The following is a 21,470-nucleotide window of genomic DNA, read 5'->3' as shown; positions in this document are numbered from 1 at the left end:
CCGCCGGGGGGCAATCCTCCGGCGGATCAGTTCGAATAGAGGTTGCAGGTCAGCCGCGTCGCCGCTGGCGATGGATTGTAAAGCTGCGAGAAATCGCGCCGGTCGCGGACGATGAACGAGGCGATATAGTTCAGCCGCGCGGGTGACGTCAGCCAGCTGCCGAACAGCGGCTTGGTGAGATAATTGATCTCAACGAACATCACGCCCGAGGCGGCGGGAGCGTTCACCTGCCCGCCGGTGGGGCCCATTCCGTTGGGGGCAAGCGTCCCGTCATTGCCAACGGTCGCATCTGTGCCGTCGGTTGTGGTGGTCGTGCCGTAGCTGGAATTGTACGCGCTGTCGGCGGGCAGATTGCTGCCCTTCAATCCAAGGCAGCGCTGCCAGTGGATGCGCTGCACGGGTGCCGTATCATAGCTCTGCTGGACGTTTTCCAGGCTCGAAAGAATGATTCGGCCATTCGTGGTCAGATTGATGCTCGCGCCCTGAAACCGCGCGGCTTGCAGCACGTCGTTGACATCGACTTCGCGCAATTGCTGCGTTGATAGTGTGCTGTAGGTGCCGACGCGCGATGCATTGTCGGCGAGATTGAGCGCGATCTGGCTGATCCGCAGGTTGAGCAGCGCGAGGTTCGAGACCTCCAGCCCGTACGCTCCCAGTCCCAGCACGAGCGGGAGCGAGAAGGCAAACTCGAGCAATGCCAGACCGCTGCGATCGTCGGCGAGGCTCCGCAGCGTGCGTTTGCGGGTGAAGAGGCGGGACAGAAACGTCATGTGCATACCGTTGGGGAAGGGCTGGTGACCTGCGTTGCGTATGGCTGGTTCTTCATCAGCGTCGATGCGCGGATCGTCTGCGTGGTCGACCAGCCGAACAGGCCCGCCACCGGAAACAGCCGTCGATAGGTCATCGTCATGGTGTAGAGCGTCACCGCACTGGCGCCGCCCTGGCCGGTGATGCCGGGGTCGGAGTCCCACTGGCCGTTGTTATTCATGTCGGTATAGCATTCGCCCGCGTCGCGAATTCCGTTGCCGTTAGTGTCGGTAAAGGGTTCGGGGGCAACCTCGGCAAAGCTGTCATAGCTTTTGCGGCTGGCGACGAAGGTCGCCGAGGGCGCAACCTGGCGGGCGATCGTCTGCACGGTGTTATCAATTGTCGTGCTGTTGGCGGCCCCGCCTTCGATCCCGGAGTCGCGCGCGGCCTTCTGCACCGCACCGTTCAACACCGACTGGGCGTAGACCTGATACACCAGATCCCCGAGGCCCATGATCAGCAGCATCATCACCGGGCTGACGATGGCAAATTCGATGATCGTCGCACCGCGCTGGTCGCGGCGCAGCCGGGAAAGGAGGCGCGCGATCATCGGGTTAGCCGCAGCATGGCCAACCGCTTCGCAATGTTGGCGAATTGGGTCGACAGATCGGCACCGTCCGTCGTGGCGAGCGCCTGAGCGCTGGTCGTGGCGCAGGCGGTCAGCTGAGCGTTCGCGGCTGTGTCGATCGACACCGTCCAGACGTCGATATTGCGTGCCTTGGCGGCGGCGCACATCGCCAGGAAACGTGCGTTATGCAAGTTGACCAGCGTTGCCGTCGACGAGCTGCCCGAATTGGACACGCGCCTGTCGTATCCCTCCACGCCGTACATGCTGTAGTTGGTGTTGGTCGGTGCCATATCGCCATCGGTCAGGAAGATGATGACGCGGTTGGGCGCCAGGCGGTTGGGCCATGCGGCCGTGTCGCTGCCCCACGGACCATCGGGCGCGATCAGGCGCGTGCCCCAGATCATCCCGGTGTCGTGATAGGTCCCGCCCATCGGCACGAAATCTGCCGCGTTGACGTATGCGCTGACTTCCGAGCGTGTCATGACGCCCAGCCGCTTCACCGGCTTGCCGCACGAGATGCGCCCAAGATCGCGCATATAGGTGTTCGGATAGCCCGAGGTGACCGGCGACGGGTTGGAATCCACCCCGTAATTGGGTCGGTACCGGGTGTCGTCGCCGTTGGTGTAATCGGGCGTGCTGGTGCGCGCGTAGGTGAAGTCCTGCATATGCGGCCACCAGCGCTGCGTGCCCGTTGGGAACAGATCGGGGTTCAGTTCCGACGGCAGGCTGTTGACGGAGAAGCTGGTCGTACCGGGATTGTCGACCGGGGTTTCCACGCAGCCGAGCCACTGCGTCGTCTGGCCACGTACCTTTGTCGGATCGACGATGGTGTTACCCAAGACAAGCGGATTCACGTCGATCGGGACCGAGGTGTATTCCCACTGCGGACCGAGCACCTGGGTCCTGCTTTCGCACCTGTTGGTGCCCGAATTCCAGAAGTCGTAATCGCGCGTCGCCTGGCCATTTGACGTATTGTAGGTCTTCGCGGTTGCTGGCGTGCGGGTCGAGCGATTGCAATTCGCCGAGGAGCGCCCGTTGTTGGTGTTGGTCGTGGTCGTCGAGATGACGTAGTCGGCGTACACCTGCCGAGACTGATACGTCCGCGTTTCCGATCCGCTGCCGCCGACCAGGTAGCTTGCCGATTTGTCGAGAATCGCCTGCCCCACGTTGACCGAGGAGGTGTAGGTCACGAAGCCGTAGCGCACCTTGGTCGACGGATCGGCATTGGTCGCGAAGGTGTCATAGAAACTGAGCACGGCGGCCCTTAGCGCGGAGATGCGCGATCCCGTTTTTTCCGCCGTTCCGACCCCGACCGTGCCGGCATAGCCAGGAACCCCGCTGCCCGATGGGCGCGTATATTGCACTTTCGCTGCTGAACTTGAGTAGCTCGAACAGGTTGCATCGTCGTCCTGCGGCAAACATGCCATCGAGCCGGTCGTGTCGAGCACGAACATGATGTCGGTATCGGCCACGTCGAAGCGCGCCTGGCACGACACGTTGAGCGTGATCGCAGTGGTGCCGAAAATCTTGGTGATGGTCATCGGCACCGAGGCGGAGGCGGTTCCGGCGACCTGGCTATCGCTGGTCCGGGTAGGCGTGAAGGTGACGGCGCTGGTATTCATGAAACCGAGCGTTCCGTTGGCCGGCACGTCCTTCTTGAAATTGTTGGCGAAAAACGCCTGGGCCTGTGCTGCCGCATTGGAATCGAGCGGCGGACCGGTGTCGTTCATGAACTTGCGACCGGCGAGCGCTCCGGCGTCGCACGCTTGCTGCAGCCGCGCCTTCACGACATAGAGGCGGCTCATGTCGACGGCCGAGCCGACCAGCCCCATCAGCGGGACGAGGAACATCGCCATCATGGCGAGCGTATTGCCGCGCACGTCGCGGGCGAGGGAGCGCAGGAATCCGCGCTCCTTGGTCCGCGTTTTCGTTGCTGCCCCCTTCATGTCGCAATGGCCCCGTGGTCAAAATGCAAATCGTTCCGCCTGCGCTATGCGAGAGAAAGCGATAACCGCTGCTCAAAGGATATGGTTAACCGCCGTTAAGCGGACCGTTGGGGCCGGCGAGCGGTGACCGATAAGACCGATCCTGAGCGCGCGCTTGCGCTGTCTTATGCGCCGCTGGCAGGCCGCGCCGGGCTCGCCGCGCTGCTCGAGCTCGACGAGACACTTGGGCAGATCCTGCGGACGACCCGCGAGCCGGTGGTCGGGCAGATGCGGCTGACGTGGTGGCATCAGGCGTTGACCGCGCTCGACACCGCGCCGCCGCCCGCGCAGCCGGTGCTGCAGGCGCTCGCCGCCGAAGTGTTGCCGCGCGGGGTGAGCGGGGCGCGGCTGGCGGGGTTGATCGACGGGTGGGAAGTGTTGCTCGGGGCCGACCCGATCGCGGAGACCGATGTGATCGCGCATGGCAAGCGGCGCGGGGCGGCGTTGTTCGAGGCGGCGGGGGCCGTTCTGGCGTGTCCGCCTGCCGACCGCATCGCTGCGGCCGGGGCGGGGTGGGCGCTGGCCGATCTGGCGACGCATTTGAGCGACGTGCAGGTCGCGGCGCGGGCGGCGGCGCTGGCACAGGCGAAGCTCGACGAGGCGATGGATGGGCGCTGGAGCCGGGCCGGGCGGGCGCTCGGGGCGCTGGCGCTGGTCGCACGAATGAATCTGGCGGATCGGGGAGCGCCCGCGGCACCCGGGCGGGTCGCGCGGCTCGCCTGGCATCGGTTGACCGGGCGATAGGCTTTCGGAAGCGCCCCGAGTGCGATAGCCTCTGTCTATCGATCAGCGGGAGGGCGCGCGATGTGGCGGTATCTGGTGGGCGGTCTGGCGGCACTGGCGCTGGTCGCGGCGGGGGTCTTACTGTTCAACCGGAGCAGTCGATCGGTGGCGGCGCTGCCCGCAGCACCGCTTGCGATGGCTCAAACCGTGGAGGACGGCGCGCTGCCCGACAGCGTCCCGCAAGCGAGCGACCGGACGCGCGAGCAGAAGCGTTTCGACCGTTATGACAAGGACCGCAACGGCGCGGTGACGCGGGAGGAGTTCCTCGCCAACCGGCGTAAGGCCTATGCCAAGCTCGACACCAACCATGACGGGACGCTGTCGTTCGACGAATGGGCGATCAAGGCGGAGACCAAGTTCGCGGTGGCCGATGCCGACAAATCGGGCGCGATGAATGCCACCGAATTCGCCACGACGGCGGTGAAGCGCAAGCCGCCGCGGGTGCGGCGCGATTGCCCGCCGGCGGGCGCAGCCAAGGCGGAGCCGACGGGAGAGGGGGAGGAGAGCTGATTTTTCTCCCCTCCCTGGAAGGGAGGGGGCGGGGGTGGGTTGGCCCGTTATCGAACGGAGCATCCGCCTCACACCGACCCACCCCCATCCCCTCCCTTCCAGGGAGGGGAGGCCTCACGCAGCCAGCCATGCCCCCAGCGCCGCCCTTGCCCGTTCGGTATACATCTTCTTGCGGTCGGCTTTCTTGGTTCGCCCGGTGATCGGCGGGAACAGGCCGAAATTGACGTTCATCGGCTGGTACGTCTCCGCCACCGCAGCGCCGGTGATGTGGTGGAGCAGGGCGCCCAGCGCGGTTTCGACCGGGGGCGGGGTCATCGCCGCACCGCCAAGCTCCGCCGCCGCGAAGCGCCCGGCGAGCAGGCCGACCGCCGCGCTTTCGACATAGCCTTCGCAGCCCGTAATCTGTCCGGCGAAGCGGATGTTGGGCCGCGCCTTCAGCCGCAAGCTCTGGTCGAGCAATTCGGGCGAGCGGATGAAGGTGTTGCGGTGCAGCCCGCCCAATCGCGCGAATTCGGCATTCTGCAGGCCCGGGATGGTGCGGAACAGGCGGACCTGCTCGGCATGTTTCAGCTTGGTCTGGAAACCGACGATGTTCCAGAGCGTGCCGCTGGCATTGTCCTGCCGGAGCTGGACCACCGCATAGGGCCAGCGACCGGTGCGCGGATCGTCCAGCCCGACCGGCTTCATCGGGCCGTAGCGCAGCGTATCGACCCCGCGCTCGGCGGCGACTTCGATCGGCATACAGCCCTCGAAATAGGGGACATTTTCCCATTCCTTGAACTCGGTCTTCTCGCCGTCGAGCAGGGCCTGATGGAAGGCGAGATATTCGTCCTTCGTCATCGGGCAGTTAATGTAATCCTTGGTATCGCCCTTGTCCCAGCGCGAGGCCATCCAGGCGACATCCATGTCGATGCTGTCGAAATGGACGATCGGGGCGATCGCGTCGAAGAAAGCGAGCGCGTCCTTGCCGGTCGCGCCGCCGATCTGATCGGCGAGGGCGGGCGCGGTGAGCGGGCCGGTCGCAACGATGACCGGGCCGGTGTCGGGGAGCGTATCGACGCGTTCGCGGACGATCTCGATGTTCGGATGCGCGGTCAGCGCGGCGGTGACGCCGGCCGAGAAGCGATCCCGATCGACCGCCAACGCGGAGCCGGCGGGCACCTTGTGCCGGTCAGCCTCGCGCAGGATCAGGGAGCCCAGCGTGCGCATTTCCTGGTGGATCAGCCCGACGGCGTTGCTGTCGGCATCGTCCGAGCGGAAGCTGTTCGAGCAGACGAGTTCGGCGAGGCCGTCGGTCTGGTGCGCCGGGGTCATCTCGCCGGAACCGCGCATTTCGGAGAGCTTTACGCGGAAACCGGCCTCGGCGAGCTGCCAGGCGGCTTCGGAGCCGGCGAGACCGCCGCCGATGATGTGGATGTCGTGTGTCATGGCTTGGGCTGTAGCGGGGGTGGGGCGGGGTGGCAAAGGTCGGGGGGCGGGGATGGCCGAAAGTTGCGAAAGTTGCGCTCGCAAGGGCCGATGGGAACGGGCGGGCACGGGGCTTAAAGTCACACGAGTCGCACCATCGGCGCCATGTTCGGGGCGCTTGGTCTGCGGGGTGTCGACGGTTTGAAGGAGCGGGTTTGCCGAGGCTGACAGATTGACGGGGTGTAGGACAGAGCGAATTCTTAGCTAATCACAATTGGCCAAAGGAAATGCGCCTCGACCTTGTGGAACTTCGTGAATGCGCCATCTCTTCGATAGCCGAGTAACGACAGCATCGGCGAACGGCTTTGCCGCACCGAGATTTTCCCCGTTAAATCCTATCGCGAGCTGTCGAGCAGGTAAGCCCAAGTTACCAGCCCCAAAGCTGAAGTCGCTTCCTCGGTGCGCCCCGATGTTTACGGCCCGTGCGTTCACGGGCGCGTTCTTGTTATCTGACGCCAGGGACCGCAGCTCGTCTTGGGTTTGGCCGCTTCGATCCGTGAACTCCATGCGATAGGTTTGGGATATCTCGTTCATAAAGCTCGTGAATACTGGAATTTCGGCTGCGCTGGCGAGACACAATTGAACCGTTCTGAAAGGCTTTTTGCCGACGGTGCAGCCGCTTAAGCCAACTGTCGCAGCCGATAGGATGACCATAATGCGGGAAGTGTGGCGGCCCATTTTCCCGGGAGGGGCGCGATGGCCGGACATCCGCATCACCGCCACACCTCCGGAACCACCAGCCACTCCCGCGCCGCCACCTCGGGTGCGGCGTCGGCGATGCGGTGGGCGAGGATGCCGAGCCGCCGCACCGGCACCGCCGGGTAGAGGTGATGTTCAAGGTGGAGGAACATGTTGTAGGTCGCGAAATTGACCAGGGGAGAGCGCTGCGTGCGGGCGATGTCGGCCTCGGCGCAATCGTGGTGGGTGATCCACACGGCGAACAAAGCGGTCAGGCATTGCGCCAGGATCATCGCGGCGACGTGATAGAGCAGCACCGGGTGCAGGGTGAGCAGCGCCGCCCCGAGCACGGCGAGATTGAGCGCGAGATCGACCAGCATCCGGAGGCGCAGCGCGGGCGTGCCATGCCGCCACGCCGCGCGATGATTGCGCACCGGAAAGCGCGGGCCTTCGCGCAGGACTTGCCAGAAGGTCATGCGGCCGCACGCGCCTTCGGTGTCCTCCGCCGTGCCGAGGTGGCGGTGGTGGCGCAGATGGTTGAAGGCGACGGCGTGGTTCGAGCCGAGCATCACCGCGCTGAGCGCGTGCATCACGATCCGGTGCGTGGGCCGCGTGAAGCCGAGATTGCCGTGGATCGCCTCATGATTGAGCCGCAGTGCGGTCAGGAAGAACAGGAAGGACGCCGCTGCGGCAAACGGCCAGAGTCCTATCGCCGCGAGGCCCCAACTCGCCGCCAGCCACGGCAGCGGGTGGAGGCACTCGACTAGCCCGTCGCGCGGGCGCATCGCGACGAGATCCCTCCATTCGACTTTGCCGAGACGGCGGCGGTAGCTGGCGACGGTTTGCATGACCATGATCTGCACTCCCTGCTTGTGGGGTTTACCTCACCGCGTGATGCTGCCGTCGGTGCGGGTGCTGTGTGCGGCGAAGGGCCGGGCTTCGATCCAGCCGCTGACCTTGCGACCGAAGCGGGCGATCGCGCCCATGTTGAAGAAATGCATCGCGCCGAGCACGAGCACCGCGAGGCCGACCTTGCTGCTGAGGAACCGCATCGCGCCGGTAAGCGTGGTCGGTTCGTTGCCGAGGCTGAGCGTCAGTGTGATGAAGCCGATGTTGACCAGGTAGAAGCCGACCACGAGCAAATGGTTGGTCGAACGGGCGAGGGTTTCGTTCTGGCCGAAGCATTGGATGAGGAACACCTCGCCGTTTCTGGACAGGGTGCGCGCGACCCAGATCGTGATGGCGAGGGTGATTGTGAGATAGAGGAGGTAGGCGATCTCGACCATGATAAACTCCTGTGACAGTCATTTCTGTAAAAACTGAAATTGCTGGGCGTGGTCAGGGCGGATCGGGGCTGCGCTGCATCGGCTCAGCCCTTCTGCTTGCCGCCGGGAATGAAGCGCGCGACCTTGCCGCCCAGCTTCATCAGCGTGACGAGGGTCGGCTTGGGCAGCACCTTGACCTGTTCGTACCAGGTGCCGAGCGTGGCGAGGAATTCGTGCATTCGCACGACGCGGTCCCGCACGTGCGCGGGGGCGTCGGGGTTGGCCTTAAGCCGATCGGACAGTTCGGCGAGGAGCGCGATCGTCGGGTCGATCTCGCGGCGTTTGCGCTCGGCGACGATGCGCATCAGCATTTCCCACAGATCGCCCTCGGCCACGAAATGGTCGCGCCGGTCGCCCTCGACATGGACGCGGCGGACGATGGCGTAGCTCTGGAGCTCCTTCAGCGCGGTGGAGACGTTGGAGCGCGCCAAGCCGAGCGCCTCGACGATCGCCTCGGCATCGACCGGTTTTTCGGAGAGGTAGAGCAGGGCGTGGACCTGCGCGACCGAGCGGTTGACGCCCCAATGCGTGCCCATCTCGCCCCAGTGGAGGATGAAGGCCTTGGCGTCGGGATGGTCGAGCAGGGACAATGAGTCACTCCAATTTCTGTAAAGACAGAAATAACGGAATTTGTGGGGGAGTCAATCGGCTTGAGGTTCCAGCTGGACGGAGGTCGGGTTAGCAGCGCGCCATTTGAAAATCGTCACCCCGGCCTTGTGCCGGGGTCTACTGTGCCGACCGAACCGCTTCTGTTCACGAGTTCCCGCCAAGCCGCTTGGTGGACCCCGGCACAAGGCCGGGGTGACGGGGGGGGGGGCAGTGAGGCGCACTTGTAGCGCCGCGCTCTGTGCTGCATCTCCTCGCGATGGCCTTGCAGATACCCAAACCCGCCCTCTTTGCCGCCGCTTTGCTGGCGGGCCTTAGCTATTGGGCGGCGAGCCATATTCTTTCCGCCGGTACGGTGATGGCGGCGTGGAAGGGGGCGGGCGTTGGGCTGCTTGCGCTATGGGCGTTGATGTCCGCGCCGACGACCGCAGGGCGCTGGATCGCGCTGGTGCTCGCGTTCGGCGCGCTGGGCGACGTTTTGCTGGAGACGTCTGGCCTTACGGTGGGCGCAGTTGCCTTTCTGATCGGGCACATCCTCGCCGCTGCGCTGTATTGGACGCGGCGGCGCAGCGCGCGCGAAGGGACGACAGTTGCGATCCTGTTGGTGATCGGCGTGCCGGGCGTCGCCTATGCGGTGTCCGGCAGCGCGGGGGTGCTGCTGTATGCGACGGGCCTCGGCGCGATGGCGGCGACGGCGTGGATCAGCCGGTTTTCGCGTGGCTTGGTCGGGGCGGGGGCGGTGCTGTTCGCCGCCTCCGACCTGTTGATCTTCGCGCGGATGGGGCCGCTGGCCGGATCGGTCGTACCCACATTGCTGGTCTGGCCGTTATACCTGGCCGGGCAGGCGATGATCGCGGTCGGGGTGGTGACGGCGGAGCAACGCAGTGAAGATTTACACGATCGGATATGAGGCCGCGACGATGGCGGATTTCCTTGCCGCGCTGACGGCGGCGGGGGTGCAGCGGGTGATCGACGTGCGCGCGCTGCCGCTGTCGCGGCGGCCGGGGTTTTCGAAGACGACGCTGGCGGCGTCGCTGGCCGAGGCGGGGATCGGCTATGTGCATCTGAAGGCGCTCGGCACGCCCAAGCGCGGGCGCGATGCCGCGAAGAAGGGCGATGTGGCAACGCTGGAGGCGGTCTATGCCGACCAGCTCGAACTGCCCGAGGCGCAAGTGCAGGCGGCGCAGATGTTGGCGCTGGCGGTCGAAATGCCGAGCGCGCTGTTATGCTATGAGCGCGACCCGCGGCATTGCCACCGCACGCTCCTTCTGGCGGCAGAGGGGCAGGGGGCCGAGGTGGTGGATCTCTACGCCTAGCCCGCGACGGGGAGCTTCACTTGGCCACCCTCGCCGCGCTCGAGCGGGCCGTAGGCGATCACCGTTTCCAGCGGCAGCGGACCGCCATAGAGGTGCGGGAAGAGCTGGCCGCCGCGCGATTCCTCCCATTTCAGGCCCGCGCCGAACGACCCGAGATCGACCGCCGCGACGTGCAGGTCGCTTTGCCCGGCGAAATGCTTGTCGACCGTCTCGGTCAGCTGTTCGGCGGTCGAGAAGTGCATATAACCGTCAGCGAGATCGACCGGCGCCCCTGCGAAACTGGCGTCGCGTTCCAGCGTCGCCATCTGCTCGGCGGTCAGCACCTTATAGGCGGTGTTGGGCAAGTCGCTCATTCGCCGTTGTCCGGTCCGGCCGCGCTGTCGTCGCTGGTGTTGGCGCCCTCCTCGGGGGCCAGTTCCACGGCGGTCAGGTCGCGGACGTCTGCCTCGGCATCACCCTCGGCTTCTTCGATCCGGGCGGCGGAGACGACATGCTCGTTCTTGCCCACGTCGAACAGCTTCACGCCGGCCGAGTTGCGACCGATCACGCGCATCGAGCCGAGCGTGGTGCGGATCACCTTCGCCTGGTCGGTCACCAGCATCAACTGGTGCCCCTTGGTCGCGGCGAAGCTCGCCACGACGGCACCGTTGCGCGCGATATTGTCGATGTTGGTGATGCCCTGACCGCCGCGACCGGTGCGGCGATAGTCATAGGCTGACGACAATTTACCATAGCCATTGGCGCAGACCGTCAGGATGAACTGTTCGCGCGCGATCAGCTCCTGATACCGGGCCGGGTCCATGTTGGGCTCGCCTTCCCGTTCCTTCCACGGGGCGAACCTCAGATACTCCTCGCGTTCGTCGGGCGTTGCGCCGACGCGGTGGAGGATCGAGAGCGAGATGACCTTGTCATCGCCCTTGAGCAACATGCCGCGCACGCCGGTCGAATTGCGGCTCTGGAATTCGCGTACCTCGTTCGCGGCGAAGCGGATCGCCTTGCCCGCGCGCGTCGCGAGCAGGACATCGTCCTCTGCGCTGAGCAGCGCGACGCCGATCAGGCGATCGTCTTCATCGATGCCTTCGAACTTCATCGCGATCTTGCCCGCGGTCGGGATGTTCGCGAACGCGTCCATCGAGTTGCGCCGCACGCTGCCGTTCGCGGTGGCGAACATGACGTGGAGCTTGGCCCACTCCGCTTCGTCCTCGGGCAGAGCGAGCACGGTCGAGATCGTCTCGCCCTCGGCCAGCGGGAGCAAATTGATCATCGGACGCCCGCGCGTGGCGGCACCACCCTCGGGCAGCTTCCAGACCTTCATCCGGTAGACCTTGCCGAGCGTCGAGAAGAACAGGACCGGGGTGTGGGTCGACGTCACGAACAGGTTGGTGACGGCGTCCTCATCCTTGGTCGCCATGCCTGCGCGACCCTTGCCGCCGCGCGCCTGGGCGCGGAAGGTGTCGAGCGTGGTGCGCTTGATATAGCCCTGCATCGTCACGGTGACGACCATGTCCTCGCGCTCGATCAGGTCTTCATCGTCGATCCCGTCGACCGCGGCCGCGATGTCGGTCTTGCGCGGGGTCGCGAATTCGGCGCGTACCGCGACCAGCTCTTCGCGCATGACGGCGTAGAGCTTGGCGCGGTCGGCCAGGATCGCGAGCAGTTCGGCGATCGAGTCGGCGAGGCCCTGCAGCTCGTTGCCGATTTCGTCGCGGCCGAGCGCAGTGAGGCGGTGCAGGCGCAGATCGAGGATCGCGCGGACCTGCAGTTCGGACAGGCGATAGGTGTCGCCGGTGACCTCGGCTTCGACCGCCTCGACCAGCTTGATGTAGGGCGCGATTTCCGCGACCGGCCAATCGCGCGAGAGCAGCGCCTCACGGGCCGCCGCCGGGCTGGACGAGCCGCGGATGATGCGGACGACCTCGTCGAGATTGGTGACGGCGATGACGAGGCCGAGCAAGAGATGCGCCCGCTCGCGCGCCTTGGCGAGTTCGAACTTCGAACGGCGGGTGATGACCTCTTCGCGGAAACCGACGAAGGCGGTCAGGATATCGCGCAGGTTGAGCAGTTCGGGGCGACCGCCGCGAATTGCCAGCATGTTCGCCGGGAAGGACGATTGCGCCGGAGTGTGCCGCCAGAGCTGGTTGAGCACCACGTCCGGTGTCGCATCGCGCTTCAGGTCGATGACGATGCGGACGCCTTCGCGATTCAACTCGTCGCGAATGTCGCTGACGCCTTCGATGCGCTTGTCCTTGGCGGCTTCGGCGATCTTTTCGACCAGGCCGTTCTTGCCGGTCTGGAACGGTATTTCGGTGAGTACGATCGAGCGACGGTCGCCGCGTCCTTCCTCGACCACATAGCGTGAGCGCACGATGATCGAGCCACGTCCGGTCTGATAGGCCGAGCGTGCGCCGGCCTTGCCGAGAATGATCGCACCGGTGGGGAAATCGGGTCCGGGGACGATCTCGAGCAGTTCGTCGTCGCTCGGTACCTCGCGCGCGCGGGTGCGCGAATCGATGATCGCGAGCGTCGCGTCGATCACTTCGCCGAGATTGTGCGGCGGGATGTTGGTCGCCATGCCGACCGCGATGCCGCCTGCGCCATTGACTAACAGGTTGGGGAAGCGCGCGGGGAGGACCGCCGGTTCGCGCTCCGACCCGTCATAGTTCGGGATGAAATCGACCGTGTCCTTGTCGATGTCCTCGAGCAGCGCGCCCGCGACCTTCGCCAGACGCGCCTCGGTATAGCGCATCGCGGCGGCTTTATCGGGGTCCATCGACCCGAAATTGCCCTGGCCGTCGATCAGCGGCACGCGCATCGACCAGTCCTGGCTCATGCGGACCAGGGCTTCGTAGATCGAGCTGTCGCCGTGCGGATGGTATTTACCCATCGTGTCACCGACGATGCGGGCGCATTTGCGATAGGGCCGGTTATAGACGAAGCCGCTTTCCGAGGCCGACCACAGGATGCGGCGGTGAACCGGCTTCAGGCCGTCGCGGACATCGGGCAGCGCGCGCGCGACGATGACGCTCATCGCATAGTCGAGATAGCTCGACTTCATCTCATCGACGATCGAGATCGGAGCAATATCGGAAGGGTCGGCGAGCACGGTCTCGTCGGTCAAGTTGCAGTGCCTTCGGCTTTGTTACGGGGATGCGACAACCCTAGCCGACCCGACACGCGATTGCCACCCCCGCGCGCGTGCGCGGTGCGCGGGGGTGCGCGTTTTTGTGGTTATTGGCAGGCCTTCTTGGTCTTGTTGCCCGCGAGCGAGCAATTGTAGGTCACGGTCTTGCCGTTGGAGAGCTTGGCCGAGACCATCCGGCCTGCGGGGGCGGCGGCGGCCTTGGCGCGGGGTGCGGGTTTTGCGGCCAGAGCTGGCTTCGCGGCCATCGCGGGGGCGGGCTTGGCTGCAGCGGCCGCGGGTTTCGCGGCGACGGTCTTCGCGGGCGTCGGCTTGGCGGCGGGCTTCATTTGTGCGCTGGCGGCGGTACCGCAGAGCAAGGCGGCGGCGGCGAGTGCGATCGGGAACCGGGTCATGGCAATCCTCTCAAGAACGGTGTTCGGGAAGGTTCCCGACGCTGGAGAGGATGCGACCGTTTTGCTGTCCTATCCATGGCGGCGACATGACAAATCCGTCATGTTGGGGACGTCCCGGGGAGGAATGTCGTGCGCCAAGTCCGTTAGAACGGGATTTCCTTGCCCTCGAAATCAAACAGCTTGCCGCTGTCGGGAACTTTCAACCCTTCGATCACGTCGAGCAGTTGCAGCGCGGCGCGCTCTGTGTCGAACAGGCGGCCGGGTTGGACATTGCCCTGGAACGGCTTGGAGAGTGCCGTGTCGACCGTGCCGGGGTGGAGTGCGACGACGATGCTGCGGTCGTTGCGGCGCTTTTCCTCAATCGCCAGCGTGCGGACGAGCTGATTGAGCGCGGCCTTGGACGCGCGGTAGCCGTACCAGCCGCCGAGCTTGTTGTCCGAAATGCTGCCGACTCGCGCCGACAGCGCGGCGAAAACCGCCTGCTTGCCCTTGGCTGTGAGCGGCAGGAAATACTTGGCGACCAGCGCTGGGCCGACCGCGTTGATCGCGAAATTGCGCGCAAGCCAAGCGGGATTCAGTTCGCGCATCGCCTTTTCCGGGCCGCGCTCGGCTTCGTGGAGCAGGCCGGTGGCGACGATCACCAGCGTCGGGGCGGGGCCTTTGGCGACATGCGCGGCGGCCGCAGCGATGCTGGCTTCGTCGGTGAGATCGATATGGCGCGTGCCGCTCCAGCTCCGCGCGAAGCCGTGGACGACATCATATGCGCCTTCTTCCTCCAGCGCGGTGACGAACGCGGCACCGATCCCGCCGGATGCGCCGATGATGACTGCCGAGCCGGTCATGCGCGGGTGAACCGCCAGCGATCCGTCTCGCTTTCGGCCTTGTCGAAGCGATAGCCGTCGCTGTCGAAGCCCTTCATGTCCTCGATTTCTGTAATGCGATGTTCGCACAGCCAGCGCGCCATCATGCCGCGCGCCTTCTTCGCGTGGAAGCTGACGAAGCGCGGGCCATCGGGGCCGGGTTCGCGGAAATCGACCTCGACCACGCGGACACCGTGGAGCTTGCCGAGCACCGCGGCGAAATATTCCTGGCTGGCGAGGTTGAGGACGACGCCCGATCCCTCGTTCGCGACATCCTCACGGACCGCCGCCGCGATGCGATCGCCCCAGAATTCATACAGGCTCTTGCGGCGCGGCGCCCAGCGCGTGCCCATTTCCAGACGGTAAGGCTTCATCGCATCGAGCGGCCGAAGCAGGCCGTACAGGCCCGAGAGCATCCGCACATGATCCTGCGCAAACGCGATCGCTGGTTCGTCGAGCGAATGCGCTTCGAACCCGGTGTAGACGTCTCCGGCAAACGCGAACAACGCGGGTCGGGCGGGTGCATCGGCGAAACCGGCGAAGCGATCGGCGTTGAGCTTCGCCAGCGCTGGCGAAATGTGCATGAGTGCGGCCAGGCGCTTCTGCGTCAGGTTCGCGGCCGATCGTGCGAGCGATTCAGCGGTATCGGCGAAGCGCGGCGCGGTTGCGGTGACGGAGGGAAGGGGGCGCTCATAGTCGAGCGTCTTGGCGGGGGAGAGCAAGGCGATCATTGCTTAGGCGGTTAGGCGGCTCGCGCGCTTGCGTCAAAGGCTTGCGCGTCTGCGTCAAAGCTTTGCCGTGGCCCGGTCGGGCCTTGCGCGCAGAGGGGGCGGGAGCCGATGGGTTCAAGCGGCGTTCACGTCGCGATGGGCAACGCGGTTGCTTGACGGTCCAAGCCGCGACGTTAGAGCGGCGCCAGCAATCCGCCGCGCGCGCCGCGCCGAATGAGGAGAGTTCGCAATGAAGATGGTTTCCAAAATCGCTCTGTCTGCCGCTTTGGTCGTCGGGCTCAACGGGGCCGTGCTGGTCGCGCCCGCGATTGCCAAGAAGAAGGAAGAGGCGCCCGCCGCCCCCACGATCTCGAAGGAAGCGCGCGCCGCCGCGGTCGCCACGCAGACCGCGCTGGCCGCGACGCCGAAGGATCTGGCGGGTGCGGAAACCGCGCTCAACACGCTCGATACCGTCGCCAAGAGCGATTACGAAAAGTATCTGGCATCGGGCCTGCGCCTGTCGCTGGTCAATGCGCAGACCAAGGGTCAGCCCGATGCGCAGCGCATTCCGCTGCTGATCCCGATCCTCGATGCGATTCTCGCCAACCCGGCGACGCCAAAGGAAGAGATCGGACGTCGCAACCTGGAGCGCGGCAGCCTCGCTTATTCCCTCAAGAAGTATCCCGAAGCGCTGACCTACCTGCAGCGCGCGCGTGAAATGGGCTCGACCGATTCCAACCTGTCGCTGCAGATTGCGCAGGCGAAGGTGGAGACCGGCGACATCAAGGGTGGCGTGGCCGAAATCGGCACCGCGATTGCCGCCGAAAAGGCTGCCGGTCGCAAGGCACCGGAGGAATGGTACAAATATGCCTTCACGCGGCTGGGCAAGGCCGGTGACCAGGAAGGCGCCGACACCTGGACCGCGGCGTGGCTGACCGAATATGGCACCCCCGCCAACTGGCGCGGCGCGATCTACACCTTCGGCTTCCAGGGTGCGGCCGCGGTCAAGTACAGCAAGAACAAGATCGATCTCTATCGCTTGTTGTGGGCGACGAAGAGCCAGGCCGGCCAGCGCGAATATATCGACTATGCTGATGCCGCGCTGACGATCGGTCTGCCCAACGAAGCCAAGACCGTGGTCGAGGAAGGCCTGTCGTCGGGCACGATCCCGGCCGGCAACGTGACCGGCAACGAATTGCTGGCGCGCGCCAAGACCGGCATCGCGGGCAGCGCGCCGCTGGCGGTCAAGGAAAAGAACGCGCAGGCCGCGCCGAAGGGCGATCTCGCGCAGCAGGCGGGCGATGCGTACATGGGCGTGCGCAACTATGCCAAGGCGATCGAGATGTACCGCCTGTGCGAGACCAAGGGCGCGCCCGATGCGGACCGCAACAACCTGCACCTCGGCATGGCGCTGGCGCTGTCGGGTGACCGCGAAAGTGCCAAGGCCGCGCTGGCGAAGGTGAGCGCCGACCCCAACAAGGCGATCGCGCGCCTGTGGACGGTGTTCGTGACCACGCCGCCGACCGCAGCCTGATCGCGCGATCGGCTTAAAGAAAGGGCGGCTTTCGGGCCGCCCTTTTTGTTTTCAACTGGTACGGATCGGAATGCCGGGCAGCGCCTTGGCGGTGCGGATCGTGAGCGAGGTCTTGACGCTTGCCACGTTCGGCGCAGGTGTCAGATGCGTCATGAGGATTTCCTGAAAACTCTTCAGGTCGCTCGCCACGATCTTCAGGATGAAGTCGATCTCGCCATTCAGCATGTGGCATTCGCGGACTTCCGGAATGGTCGCGACATGCGCTTCGAACGCGGCGAGATCGTGCTCGGCCTGGCTGCGCAGGCTGACCATCGCGAACACGGTGATCGGGTAGCCGAGCGTCGCGGCGTCGATTTCCGCGTGATACCCGCGGATCGCGCCTGCTTCCTCCAGCGCGCGTACGCGGCGCAGGCATGGGGGCGCGGTCAGCCCGACGCGGTCCGCGAGATCGACGTTGGTCATACGGCCATCATCCTGCAGCAACTCCAGGATACGACGATCAATCGAATCGAAAGGCATTTCAGTCCGCTCCCCAGGCGTGCGTGTTTTGCATCGCCCCATACGGGCTGAGCATAAGATAATTGCCGACGAACGCAATTGTCCCACATTGCGACGCATCGAAAACTTGGGGTTACAAGTCGGCGCGGGGGCAGTTAAGAAATCGTTACGGCGCTTTCGCGACCGGACCCGGGAACAAGCCACGTGCGCTTCGACGATAGCCTCGAAACGGTTCTTTCGGCAGAAATGTCGTCGCCGTTCGGTGTGCAATCGGCATGGCGGCAGCTGGTCGATCTGATCGGGCGCGGTCGCGCCGCGGCGAGCGATGCAGCGATGGCGCGGCTGCGGGCGATCCGCGGGGAAGTGCCGCCGCCGGTCCGCGCCGCCAGCGCGCGGGCGCTCGCCTTTGCGACGCCCCCGGTCGAATTGGTCGCCATCTTCGCCGAGGATGAAATCGGCATTGCCGCCCCGGTGCTACGATCGGCGCAGCTTTCGACCAACGCATGGCTCGCCTTGCTGCCGCGCCTGACTCCGGCAGCACGATCGATTTTGCGGCATCGGCGCGATCTGTCGCCAGAAGTCGGTCGCGCGCTGGAAACCTTCGGCAGCGTCGATTTCGTGCTGGGTGCGCCCAAGGCACCGATCGCGGCGGTCAGCGCACCGGAAACCGCGGCGCAGGCCGTGGCCGAGCCGGAGTCGGTCCCCGATGCCCCGCCAGCCGCTGAACCAACCCCGGACATCGTGGTGCCGGAAACAATCGCCCCCGTATCGCCCTTCCTGTCGATCGCTGCCGTGGCGGCGGGCTTGCCGGTGGTGGCGGAGGCGCTGCGCCAGGCCGAACGCCCGGTTGCGCCGCCCCCGCCAGCCGAGGTCACGTCCGCGCGCACCGACGGCACCTTTCAGATCGCCGAGCTGGTCGCGCGGATCGACGCGTATCAGCGGCAGCGCGAGGCGGCACCGACGCCGACCACGCCGCCCGAATTCCAGCCCGAACTCTTTGCGCGCGAACCGTATCAGGCCGAGGCGTTCCGCTTCGAAACCGATTCCGACGGTATCGTTCGCTGGGTCGAAGGGGCGGCGCGCGCGCCGTTGATCGGCCTTTCGCTCGATCTGGCGGCGGACCCCGGCGGGTCGCGGGTCGATGGCGTGGCGGCGGGTGCGTTTCGGCGCCGCGCGGGCTTTGCCAATGCGCGGTTGCTGGTCGAGGGGCAGTCGGATGCCGCCGGGCAATGGCGCATCACCGGCGTGCCGGTGTTCGACCGGGCGAGCGGACGCTTCACCGGCTATCGCGGCACCGCGCGGCGCCCGCGCGCCGACGAAAGCGCCGAGCCGACGCGCGAGACGCGTAACCCCGCGGCCGACGCGCTGCGCCAGCTCGTCCACGAATTGCGCACGCCGACGAACGCGATCGCCGGTTTCGCCGAGATGATCGAATCGCAGATGCTGGGGCCGGTCCCAGCGCCGTACCGCGCGCACGCCGCCGCGATCCGGATGCAGACGAGCGGCTTGCTCGCGGCGATCGACGATATCGACATGGCGGCGCGGATCGAGACCCATGCGCTCGACCTGCGGACCGGCGACGTTCCGGTCAGCCCGTTGCTCGACCGGGTGATCGCCGACCTGACCCCGCTTGCAACGTTGCGCGGGGCATCGCTGCAGCGCTGGATCAGTGACGATGCGCTGGCGATCCTGGGGGATGATCGCGCGGTCGAACGGTTGATCGCGCGGTTGCTGGCGACGCTGGTCGCGTCGGGCGGCGCGGGCGAGCGGATCGGCGTGGTGGCGAGCGGCGACGACGGCATCGTCACGCTGGTGTTCGACCGGCCCGCCGCGCTCGCCGCTTATGCCGAGGAAGCGCTGCTGACCATCGATGCCGAGGCCGAGGCGGAACGCGCTGATGAGCAGGGCGGAGCGCCGTTGCTCGGTACCGGCTTTGCGTTGCGGCTGGCACGCAATCTCGCCGCCGAACTGCGCGGCAGCCTGACGATTGGCGACAAAGCCTTGACTTTGCGCCTGCCCGCCGCCTTCTCTGCCGCGATGGAGCAGGCTTCTTCTAACTGATCGTGGGCGTTGCCGATCCACCTCGCGGGTATCGCCCAGACGCGCCCGCGCCCGGCGATCTGATCGACTGGCCGGCCGATTTCGGCACGCGCTTCACGGTGTTCGTCGATACGGAAGAGGAGTTTGACTGGGGCGCGCCGCTTGCACGCGACAGCCACGGCGTCTCGGCCATCGCCGCCTTGCCCGATGCGCATCGCCGCTTTGCGGATCGCGGCGCGCCGCTGACCTATATGGTCGACTATCCGATCGCGACCGACGCGCGGGCGATCGACATTCTCCGCGCGACGCTGGCCGACGGGGTATCGGCGGTCGGCACGCAATTGCACCCGTGGGTCAATCCCCCGTTCGACGAAGCGCTGACCCCGGCCAACAGCTATGCCGGCAATCTGCCAGAAGCGTTGGAAGCGGCGAAGATCGATGCGCTGACCGATGCGATCACAGCCGCGTTCGGGGCGCGGCCGGTCGCGTATCGCGCGGGGCGCTATGGCATCGGGCCGAACACGCTGCGGCTGCTGGCGGCGCGGGGGTATCGGCTCGATAGCTCGATGCGCGCGCGCTACGAATATGCCGCCGACGGCGGGCCGGATTTCGCGGGCGTCGGCAACCAGGCGTTTCGGGTTGGCCCGATGATCGAGCTGCCGCTGACCACGGTCTATACTGGCGCGGCGCGGGCGGGGGCAACGTCGCTCTATCGGATGTTGGGCGCGGTGCCGAAGGGGCGCGGAGCCTTTGCACGCGCCGGGCTGCTCTCGCGCGTTGCGCTGACGCCGGAGGATATGCCGGTGAAGGACGCGCTGGAGGCGATTGCGGTTGCGGTGGGGGAGGGGCTGCGGCTGCTCAACTTCGCGTTCCACTCGCCTTCGGTCGCGCCGGGTTTCACACCCTATGTCCGCGACGGCGCGGATCTGGTGCGCTTTCACGCCTGGTGGGATGCAGTGCTGACCGACCTCGCGCGGCGCGGTGTGCGCGCAGCGTCGCTTGAGGAAATCATAACCGCCGCGCAAGGATGTAGCCCGGGCGGCCGGCTGATTTAGCATTTAGCATGTTTCGGAAGCTTCCTCCGCCGGTGGCGGCATGTCGAGCGAGGGCGTCGATACGCCGAGCACGAGCCTGCGCGCGCGCAACGCTGCGGTCAGATACTCGATGTTCATGTCCATGAATTGCCGCGGCGTCATGCCGAGAAACCGCTTTGCGTCGCGCAGGAAATGCGATCGATCAAAGTAGACGCTGGAAAGCAGCGCCTCGTGCGCATCGTCTGGACTGATCATCATCTCCAAGAAGACCCGAATAAAGCGCGCGCGCATCAGCAGTATCTTTGGCGGAAACCCAAAATATCGTTGCGACAGTCGACGTAATTTGAGTGGCTGAATGCCGATCTTCGCAGCGGAAGCCGCCAAATCGGTCGTTGTGCTTGCCATCACTATCTTCATGACGTCGGCAATCATCGGCTCATCGCGGTGCTCGGGAGGCAGCGCGCTCGTGAAGATGTCGTCGAGGATCCCCTTCACCTCCAGCGAGCGATCCGAATAGTATAGCCGATTGACGAGTTCCTCGACGAGTTCGGCTGGCAACACCTCCTCCAACGGCGTGACGCGATCGCGCAGCGTTTCCGCGCTCTCGCGGAAGAACCGGGCCCAGCCGAGCGGGCTAATGTCGATCGCGATGGTGACGCCGCCATTCGATATCACCGGCATTGCCCGACTGGTGACGCCGTACAGGATCGCGGTCGACAGCTTGGGATAGCGGCGATTGCCGACGCTGACCGAAATTGGTGCCTCGGCCAGGATGATCCAGATCATCGCCCAACTTGGCAGCATCCAGCTTTCGTCGGAGTGCGGAAATCCTTCCTCGGAATCGAGCACGGCATAGCTCGGCAAAAACTCCCGGAGCGCAGCCGCGGGCTGTTCGTACCGTAGCGCAGTATGGTCAGGAAGGCCGAAGTCCCGCGCACACACGCCAGGCCGGTGGCTACCACTCTCGATCATTGTCGTTAAACCGCCATACGCAACACGGGGATGAGGAATGTGCGCCGAAGACTCCAGAATTTCCTTAACGCCAGATGAACCATTCGCTATTTAAGTTGAAAAATCAATTGCCTATAAGTGGTACGGCGACAGCTCCAGAGTCTCGAATTGGTTCGATTTGGCGGCACTACAGTTGTGGCGTGCGCCGCGGTAACCGTGTTGAGCCAGTAAAGACACGCGCAAGGAGCGCTGCAGTATTGGTGC

At 65.6% G+C, this 21,470-nt stretch carries 21 protein-coding genes; 7 read left to right on the top strand and 14 right to left on the bottom strand.

Annotated features, from left to right (window positions below):
• Nucleotides 1–26 precede the first annotated feature (26 nt).
• The 3 genes from AB5I39_RS01575 to AB5I39_RS01565 are packed head-to-tail and all read right to left on the bottom strand — an operon-like array spanning nt 27 to nt 3,321.
• Nucleotides 27–770: a TadE/TadG family type IV pilus assembly protein gene (locus AB5I39_RS01575; protein WP_404370249.1), complete on the bottom strand. Its 744-nt coding sequence runs from the start codon at nt 768–770 to the stop codon at nt 27–29.
• Complete coding sequence (locus tag AB5I39_RS01570) at nt 767–1,357, bottom strand: TadE/TadG family type IV pilus assembly protein (protein ID WP_404370247.1); 591 nt, start codon at nt 1,355–1,357, stop codon at nt 767–769. The genes AB5I39_RS01575 and AB5I39_RS01570 overlap by 4 nt, the downstream gene beginning before the upstream one ends.
• A complete protein-coding gene (locus AB5I39_RS01565; protein ID WP_404370245.1) occupies nt 1,354–3,321 on the bottom strand; it encodes a TadE/TadG family type IV pilus assembly protein in 1,968 nt (655 codons plus the stop codon). Before AB5I39_RS01565 ends, AB5I39_RS01570 begins: the two co-directional genes overlap by 4 nt.
• 123 nt (nt 3,322–3,444) lie before the next feature.
• On the opposite strand from AB5I39_RS01565, the gene AB5I39_RS01560 reads away from it, so the two are divergent.
• Complete coding sequence (locus AB5I39_RS01560; protein ID WP_404370243.1) at nt 3,445–4,104, top strand: squalene/phytoene synthase family protein; 660 nt, start codon at nt 3,445–3,447, stop codon at nt 4,102–4,104.
• Nucleotides 4,105–4,164: 60 nt separating this feature from the next.
• Complete coding sequence (locus tag AB5I39_RS01555; protein ID WP_404370241.1) at nt 4,165–4,653, top strand: EF-hand domain-containing protein; 489 nt, start codon at nt 4,165–4,167, stop codon at nt 4,651–4,653.
• Between the two features lie 114 nt (nt 4,654–4,767).
• On the opposite strand, the gene trmFO is transcribed toward AB5I39_RS01555, so the two are convergent.
• From trmFO to AB5I39_RS01535, 4 genes are all read right to left on the bottom strand, one after another.
• Nucleotides 4,768–6,081, bottom strand: a complete 1,314-nt coding sequence (gene trmFO, locus AB5I39_RS01550) for a methylenetetrahydrofolate--tRNA-(uracil(54)-C(5))-methyltransferase (FADH(2)-oxidizing) TrmFO (protein WP_404370238.1) — start codon at nt 6,079–6,081, stop codon at nt 4,768–4,770.
• Between the two features lie 752 nt (nt 6,082–6,833).
• Nucleotides 6,834–7,652, bottom strand: a complete 819-nt coding sequence (locus tag AB5I39_RS01545) for a fatty acid desaturase (protein ID WP_404370235.1) — start codon at nt 7,650–7,652, stop codon at nt 6,834–6,836.
• 30 nt (nt 7,653–7,682) lie between these two features.
• Nucleotides 7,683–8,084: a hypothetical protein gene (locus tag AB5I39_RS01540; RefSeq protein WP_404370233.1), complete on the bottom strand. Its 402-nt coding sequence runs from the start codon at nt 8,082–8,084 to the stop codon at nt 7,683–7,685.
• Between the two features lie 83 nt (nt 8,085–8,167).
• Complete coding sequence (locus tag AB5I39_RS01535) at nt 8,168–8,713, bottom strand: GbsR/MarR family transcriptional regulator (RefSeq protein ID WP_404370230.1); 546 nt, start codon at nt 8,711–8,713, stop codon at nt 8,168–8,170.
• Nucleotides 8,714–8,970: 257 nt separating this feature from the next.
• Here AB5I39_RS01535 and AB5I39_RS01530 point away from each other — a divergent pair, with 257 nt between their 5' ends.
• A complete protein-coding gene (locus tag AB5I39_RS01530; protein WP_404370227.1) occupies nt 8,971–9,639 on the top strand; it encodes a lysoplasmalogenase family protein in 669 nt (222 codons plus the stop codon).
• Nucleotides 9,614–10,045, top strand: coding sequence for a DUF488 family protein (locus AB5I39_RS01525; protein ID WP_404370224.1), 432 nt, complete (start codon nt 9,614–9,616; stop codon nt 10,043–10,045). Before AB5I39_RS01530 ends, AB5I39_RS01525 begins: the two co-directional genes overlap by 26 nt.
• Here the strand turns inward: AB5I39_RS01525 and AB5I39_RS01520 are convergent.
• From AB5I39_RS01520 to yaaA, 5 genes are all read right to left on the bottom strand, one after another.
• Nucleotides 10,042–10,398 (bottom strand): DUF952 domain-containing protein, encoded by a 357-nt coding sequence (locus AB5I39_RS01520; RefSeq protein WP_404370222.1) that lies wholly within the window; start codon nt 10,396–10,398, stop codon nt 10,042–10,044. The genes AB5I39_RS01525 and AB5I39_RS01520 overlap by 4 nt on opposite strands.
• The gene (gene gyrA, locus AB5I39_RS01515) at nt 10,395–13,163 is read right to left on the bottom strand and encodes a DNA gyrase subunit A (protein WP_404370219.1); all 2,769 of its coding nucleotides are present in this window, start codon (nt 13,161–13,163) and stop codon (nt 10,395–10,397) included. The genes AB5I39_RS01520 and gyrA overlap by 4 nt, the downstream gene beginning before the upstream one ends.
• A gap of 110 nt (nt 13,164–13,273) precedes the next feature.
• Nucleotides 13,274–13,579: a hypothetical protein gene (locus AB5I39_RS01510; protein ID WP_404370217.1), complete on the bottom strand. Its 306-nt coding sequence runs from the start codon at nt 13,577–13,579 to the stop codon at nt 13,274–13,276.
• 143 nt (nt 13,580–13,722) lie between these two features.
• Nucleotides 13,723–14,421 (bottom strand): SDR family NAD(P)-dependent oxidoreductase, encoded by a 699-nt coding sequence (locus AB5I39_RS01505; RefSeq protein ID WP_404370214.1) that lies wholly within the window; start codon nt 14,419–14,421, stop codon nt 13,723–13,725.
• Nucleotides 14,418–15,170 carry a peroxide stress protein YaaA gene (gene yaaA, locus AB5I39_RS01500; protein ID WP_404370211.1) on the bottom strand — a complete coding sequence of 251 codons (753 nt, stop codon included), beginning with the start codon at nt 15,168–15,170 and terminating at the stop codon, nt 14,418–14,420. Before yaaA ends, AB5I39_RS01505 begins: the two co-directional genes overlap by 4 nt.
• Before the next feature lie 229 nt (nt 15,171–15,399).
• Here yaaA and AB5I39_RS01495 point away from each other — a divergent pair, with 229 nt between their 5' ends.
• Nucleotides 15,400–16,683: a hypothetical protein gene (locus AB5I39_RS01495; protein ID WP_404370208.1), complete on the top strand. Its 1,284-nt coding sequence runs from the start codon at nt 15,400–15,402 to the stop codon at nt 16,681–16,683.
• A gap of 51 nt (nt 16,684–16,734) precedes the next feature.
• Here the strand turns inward: AB5I39_RS01495 and AB5I39_RS01490 are convergent, their stop codons facing one another.
• Nucleotides 16,735–17,202 carry an Lrp/AsnC family transcriptional regulator gene (locus tag AB5I39_RS01490; RefSeq protein ID WP_404370206.1) on the bottom strand — a complete coding sequence of 156 codons (468 nt, stop codon included), beginning with the start codon at nt 17,200–17,202 and terminating at the stop codon, nt 16,735–16,737.
• A gap of 225 nt (nt 17,203–17,427) precedes the next feature.
• Here AB5I39_RS01490 and AB5I39_RS01485 point away from each other — a divergent pair, with 225 nt between their 5' ends.
• Both AB5I39_RS01485 and AB5I39_RS01480 read left to right on the top strand, forming a co-directional pair.
• Nucleotides 17,428–19,242 (top strand): histidine kinase dimerization/phospho-acceptor domain-containing protein, encoded by a 1,815-nt coding sequence (locus AB5I39_RS01485; protein ID WP_404370203.1) that lies wholly within the window; start codon nt 17,428–17,430, stop codon nt 19,240–19,242.
• Between the two features lie 2 nt (nt 19,243–19,244).
• Nucleotides 19,245–20,276 (top strand): polysaccharide deacetylase family protein, encoded by a 1,032-nt coding sequence (locus AB5I39_RS01480; RefSeq protein WP_404370200.1) that lies wholly within the window; start codon nt 19,245–19,247, stop codon nt 20,274–20,276.
• 3 nt (nt 20,277–20,279) lie between these two features.
• On the opposite strand, the gene AB5I39_RS01475 is transcribed toward AB5I39_RS01480, so the two are convergent.
• Nucleotides 20,280–21,119 carry a helix-turn-helix domain-containing protein gene (locus tag AB5I39_RS01475; RefSeq protein ID WP_404370198.1) on the bottom strand — a complete coding sequence of 280 codons (840 nt, stop codon included), beginning with the start codon at nt 21,117–21,119 and terminating at the stop codon, nt 20,280–20,282.
• Nucleotides 21,120–21,470 lie beyond the last annotated feature (351 nt).

Origin of the sequence: Sphingomonas sp. MMS24-J45 (assembly GCF_044881195.1) — a bacterium.
GTDB lineage: Bacteria > Pseudomonadota > Alphaproteobacteria > Sphingomonadales > Sphingomonadaceae > Sphingomonas.
Note: the sequence above shows the minus strand (reverse complement) of the source record. Positions and strands in the feature narration are given on the sequence as shown.

Excerpts from the sequence above, each read along its gene's own strand:
- AB5I39_RS01565 (WP_404370245.1), bottom strand. The coding sequence starts at position 3,321 with ATGAAGGGGGCAGCAACGAAAACGCGGACCAAGGAGCGCGGATTCCTG.
- AB5I39_RS01540 (WP_404370233.1), bottom strand. The coding sequence starts at position 8,084 with ATGGTCGAGATCGCCTACCTCCTCTATCTCACAATCACCCTCGCCATC.
- AB5I39_RS01510 (WP_404370217.1), bottom strand. The coding sequence starts at position 13,579 with ATGACCCGGTTCCCGATCGCACTCGCCGCCGCCGCCTTGCTCTGCGGT.
- yaaA (WP_404370211.1), bottom strand. The coding sequence starts at position 15,170 with ATGATCGCCTTGCTCTCCCCCGCCAAGACGCTCGACTATGAGCGCCCC.
- AB5I39_RS01490 (WP_404370206.1), bottom strand. The coding sequence starts at position 17,202 with ATGCCTTTCGATTCGATTGATCGTCGTATCCTGGAGTTGCTGCAGGAT.
- AB5I39_RS01520 (WP_404370222.1), bottom strand. The coding sequence starts at position 10,398 with ATGAGCGACTTGCCCAACACCGCCTATAAGGTGCTGACCGCCGAGCAG.
- AB5I39_RS01555 (WP_404370241.1), top strand. The coding sequence starts at position 4,165 with ATGTGGCGGTATCTGGTGGGCGGTCTGGCGGCACTGGCGCTGGTCGCG.
- AB5I39_RS01495 (WP_404370208.1), top strand. The coding sequence starts at position 15,400 with ATGAAGATGGTTTCCAAAATCGCTCTGTCTGCCGCTTTGGTCGTCGGG.
- AB5I39_RS01545 (WP_404370235.1), bottom strand. The coding sequence starts at position 7,652 with ATGGTCATGCAAACCGTCGCCAGCTACCGCCGCCGTCTCGGCAAAGTC.
- AB5I39_RS01570 (WP_404370247.1), bottom strand. The coding sequence starts at position 1,357 with ATGATCGCGCGCCTCCTTTCCCGGCTGCGCCGCGACCAGCGCGGTGCG.
- AB5I39_RS01485 (WP_404370203.1), top strand. The coding sequence starts at position 17,428 with ATGTCGTCGCCGTTCGGTGTGCAATCGGCATGGCGGCAGCTGGTCGAT.
- trmFO (WP_404370238.1), bottom strand. The coding sequence starts at position 6,081 with ATGACACACGACATCCACATCATCGGCGGCGGTCTCGCCGGCTCCGAA.
- AB5I39_RS01505 (WP_404370214.1), bottom strand. The coding sequence starts at position 14,421 with ATGACCGGCTCGGCAGTCATCATCGGCGCATCCGGCGGGATCGGTGCC.
- AB5I39_RS01575 (WP_404370249.1), bottom strand. The coding sequence starts at position 770 with ATGACGTTTCTGTCCCGCCTCTTCACCCGCAAACGCACGCTGCGGAGC.